This window comes from Thermoanaerobacter sp. A7A (genome assembly GCF_000445185.1).
Lineage (GTDB): Bacteria > Bacillota > Thermoanaerobacteria > Thermoanaerobacterales > Thermoanaerobacteraceae > Thermoanaerobacter.
The window spans coordinates 1-4,048 of the sequence record NZ_AVAF01000081.1 but is presented as its reverse complement, the minus strand read 5'-3'; the positions used below and the strand labels follow the sequence as shown (position 1 = coordinate 4,048).

Annotated in this window: 5 protein-coding genes; 4 read left to right on the top strand and 1 reads right to left on the bottom strand. The window is 29.5% G+C overall.

The features are described 5' to 3' along the window. Positions 1-69 precede the first annotated feature (69 nt). The gene (locus M663_RS0104675) at positions 70-1,182 is read right to left on the bottom strand and encodes an Mrp/NBP35 family ATP-binding protein (RefSeq protein ID WP_273702634.1); all 1,113 of its coding nucleotides are present in this window, start codon (positions 1,180-1,182) and stop codon (positions 70-72) included. Positions 1,183-1,242: 60 nt separating this feature from the next. Between M663_RS0104675 and sigI the strand changes: the two genes are divergently transcribed. The 4 genes from sigI to M663_RS0104655 all read left to right on the top strand — a co-directional run bounded on the left by sigI (position 1,243) and on the right by M663_RS0104655 (position 4,019). Further along, on the top strand, positions 1,243-1,899 hold the full coding sequence (gene sigI, locus M663_RS0104670) for an RNA polymerase sigma factor SigI (protein WP_029688120.1): 657 nt from the start codon (positions 1,243-1,245) through the stop codon (positions 1,897-1,899). Next, on the top strand, positions 1,896-2,888 hold the full coding sequence (locus tag M663_RS0104665; RefSeq protein ID WP_029688119.1) for an anti-sigma factor domain-containing protein: 993 nt from the start codon (positions 1,896-1,898) through the stop codon (positions 2,886-2,888). Before sigI ends, M663_RS0104665 begins: the two co-directional genes overlap by 4 nt. Positions 2,889-3,060: 172 nt before the next feature. Beyond that, positions 3,061-3,648, top strand: coding sequence for a protease complex subunit PrcB family protein (locus M663_RS0104660; protein ID WP_029688118.1), 588 nt, complete (start codon positions 3,061-3,063; stop codon positions 3,646-3,648). A gap of 134 nt (positions 3,649-3,782) precedes the next feature. Next, positions 3,783-4,019: an HPr family phosphocarrier protein gene (locus M663_RS0104655; protein ID WP_013149608.1), complete on the top strand. Its 237-nt coding sequence runs from the start codon at positions 3,783-3,785 to the stop codon at positions 4,017-4,019. The last annotated feature ends 29 nt before the right edge of the window (positions 4,020-4,048 follow it).

Sequence of the window (4,048 nt, the reverse complement as noted above, 5' to 3'; positions counted from 1 at the left end):
GATGCAAAATATCTCCTTTGAATATTTTTTAACTTTGTCAGCAAACTGAAGCCTCACAAAGAGGCTTTTTTATTTGATAGGCCTTACTTTCTCCACAACTTTTTCCGCCAGCTCAATATAAGGAAGTCCCTCAAGTCCATCATCAAAAGCAGGTGGTATACCTACATCGCTTAATTCTCTGACTTTAACCGTTATTGGAATCTTTACAAGTATTTCTGTTCCTAAATCTTGCGCTAATTTTTCTGTTTCCCCTTCACCAAAAATATTATATCTTTGGTGGCAGTTAGGACATTCAAAATATGACATGTTTTCCACAATGCCTATAACTTCTAAATTAACTTTCTTAGCCATATAACCGATTCTTCCTGCTACGTGAGAAGCTGAAGCTTGTGGAGTTGTCACAAGCACAAATTTTGACTCAGGCAATTTTTGCATCACTGTAAGAGGTATATCTCCTGTTCCTGGTGGTAAATCCAATACTAAATAATCTAATTCTCCCCAATATACATCATTGAAAAACTGATCAAGAACTCCTGACAAAAGTGGACCTCTCCATATTAAAGGTGTATCTTCGTCAGTAAAATTACCCATTGAAATCACTTTTATCCCGAATCTTTCTAATGGCAAAATAGTGTGCTCATCCAATGCGTAAGGTCTTTCATCCACAATTCCCAAAAGCCTTGGAACACTAAATCCCAACACATCCGCATCCAAAAGCCCTACTTTAAAGCCTAATCTAGCAAGGGCTACAGCTAAATTAACTGCAATAGTGGACTTGCCTACTCCACCTTTTCCACTACCTACTACTATTACTCTCGTATTTTCAAATATAGGTTTCCTCTCACCGCTAAGCTTTCTTGCTAAATTTTGTCGTTCTTCTTCTGTCATGCTACCTAAATTTACTATTACTTCTGAAACTCCTTCAAGTTTGGATACTTCTTCGATAGCATCTTTTTTAATAGTATCTTGAAGAGGGCAACCTTTCACAGTAAGGTTTATGTCAATTGTAACTTTATCCCCTTCTATTTGAATATTTCTCACCATATCAAGGTCAACTATACTTCTTCCTATTTCTGGGTCATATACCTTTCTTAGAGCGTTTAATACTTGTTCTTTTGTAAGCAACTTTATACCTCCCATTGGTATTTTTTTGTTGACATTTATATTATAATATATAATCATTATTAATAGAATACCCTCAAAAAATTTTGTCGATGCGAATAATATAGTGGGGTGGTTAAGTTGGATATAAACGACAGAGTATACGCAGCTAAAAAAGACCCCTCTGAAAGAGAAAAACTAATTCAAGAATATACCCCCTTTATCATAAAACAATTGTCTTTATTTACAAATAGATATATAGATGAAAGAAACAGCGACGAATTAAGCATAGGCCTTATAGCCTTTAACGAAGCTATAGACAGTTTTGATAATACAAAAGGTTCATTCTTAAGCTTTTCAAGTATGCTCATTAAAAGGCGACTTATAGATTTTTTACGGCAAAATCAGCAAAATACCATTCCTTTGGAACTATATGTAGAAAAAGGCACAGATTATGAGGTAGAAAATAGAAAACTGGAAATGATTTCTTTTGTAAATTTGCTAAGTCTTTATAATATAACTTTAGACGATTTAGTTAAACAATCCCCCAAACACTCAGACACCAGAAAAATAACTACAAAAATTGCTTATACAATTTGTCAAAACAAGAAATTGCTAGAATATTTAAAAAACAAAAAGAATCTTCCTATAAAAGATTTAATAAGTATTTTAAAAGTAAGCCGCAAAACTATAGAAAAACATAGGAAATACATAATAGCATTAGTAATAATTATTTCTGAAGATTTACCTCTTCTAAAACAATACATAAGCCCCGAAAGTGAGGTGGCAAAAATATGAAGGCTGTTGTGGTTCAAAAAGAAAAAAATAAAACTTATGTAATGACTGAAAAAGGAGAATTTAAATGTCTTAAAAATTTGCAAAATGTAAATGTAGGTGAAACTATCGAACTTAACGAGAATTTTGTAGTCTTTAAGTCTACTGCTAAAATTTTAATAGCTGCTTCTATTCTTCTCGCACTAATCTTTACTATTATCAATTTTAAATCAGCAGAAGTTTACGCTTATGTGTATATAGATATAAATCCAAGCATTGAAGTTTTAATAGACAAAAATGGAAAAATAATAAGTGCCAATCCTATAAATGAAGATGGAAAAAAAATCTTAAAAAATCTCTCTTATAAAGGCCTTGACATTACAACGTTTATAAATCAAACAGTTGAAGAATCGCAAAAATTAGGGTTTTTAAAAGAAGATGATGCAGTAATAATTACTACTGTTCCTATTAAAAATTCACCAATTATAAATGAACAAATACAAAAAGCTATTAATAATATTAAAAAGATAAATACTAATGTTCAAATAGAAACTTTAAAATCCAATGAAACTCAAAGAGAGGAAGCTAAAAAAGAAAAAGTCTCTCCTGGAAGACTTATTATATGGCAAAAAGCCAAAGAAGAAGGAATAGAGATACCGAAAGATAAATTAAACAATTCAGAATCTTTTAAAGAATTACAACAAGCTTATACTAAAAAAATAAAAGAAAAAGAAATAGAAATGAAAAATTTCAATCCTCCTAATAAAGAAGATGAAAAAAATTATGATAATAAAAATAAAAGTAGTAACTCATCTGAAATAAAAAACAAAAGCAACAATGAAAAAATTAAAGGTGAGAATTCTGATAATTTCAGCGATTTCAACCAACAAAAAGAAGATGAATCTGAAAATTCTTCTAAAAAAGAATCAACAACAAAAGTAGAATCCCCTTATTGTAACTCTAAGAATGCTGATAAAGAAATAAAAGATGGGCATAATGAAAATCAAAATTAAAAAGAAAAGGAGGTAAAATGCTATATTCAAAAAAATTGATATATTAATAATTCTTTTTGTTATACTATTGTTTACCGCAGCCTGTTCCAAAATATCTTCTTTAAAAAACTTACAGTCTAACAAAGAATTTTCTTTTAATTTTAATGATAAAAAAATTATTGCTACTATTTTTATGGTAAATAACAACACTATAACCGTAGAAATTGATAACAAGTTAAAAAAATATAATTTACTAAAAAATGTACCTGTATATCTCGAAAGCGAAAATATTGGAAAAGAATGTTTGCAAACCGGCCAGTTAGTTAAATTAACATTGAATTCTAAAAATAGCATAACAAAAATTGAGATTCTAAATAATAAAAGTGAAAAGGAAGTGATTCAAATAGAATTAAAAAAGGTTACAAATCCTTCTCAAAAAATAATGTCAATTGTTGAATCTATTAAAAGCAAGCCTACGGTAAAACTAATAGACGAAAATGGAATATATTATGTAATCGCAACTCGCGGTATGATGCGAACAGGTGGATATATCGTAAATATACAAAAGGCTCACATAATAAAAACACCAAAGGATACCATATTAGAAGTTGAAGTAAAATATATAGACCCTTCTCCTGATGCAATTGTGACACAAGCTATAACTTATCCATATGACATAAAAAGTTTTACTTATGATGGTAAAATTACACAAATAAGTGTTAAAACAGATAAAAATATAAATGTTTCTGTTGATATTGATTTAGCCTCAAATGTTAAGTAAAATCCCTCATTGGAGGGATTTTACTTTTGAAAACAATTACTAAAATAAGCATAAAATTTTTGTGAAAAAAGCTAATTGATAAAAGTCCAAAAATCATATACGATAAAGTTAAATCCATAAAAGGGGGAATTATCGTGAAAGAAATAAAAATTAAATTGACTTCCATTGAAAGTGTCAAAAATTTTGTAGAAAAAACTTCAAAATATCCTTTTGACATAGACGTGACTTCCGGCCGCTATGTAATAGACGCAAAATCAATAATGGGCCTTTTTAGTCTTAATTTAGAAAATGTCCTTACAGTAATACCTCACACAACTGATGAAGAAAGCTTGAAAAAATTAGAAGAAGATTTAAAAGAATTCATAGTATAATAGTATAAAAATAAAAGCGTAGAGACTAC

What these genes read in the sequence shown, in the direction of transcription:
- M663_RS0104675 (WP_273702634.1), bottom strand. Translation starts at nt 1,182, where the DNA reads ATGATTATATATTATAATATAAATGTCAACAAAAAAATACCAATGGGA.
- M663_RS0104665 (WP_029688119.1), top strand. Translation starts at nt 1,896, where the DNA reads ATGAAGGCTGTTGTGGTTCAAAAAGAAAAAAATAAAACTTATGTAATG.
- M663_RS0104660 (WP_029688118.1), top strand. Translation starts at nt 3,061, where the DNA reads ATGGTAAATAACAACACTATAACCGTAGAAATTGATAACAAGTTAAAA.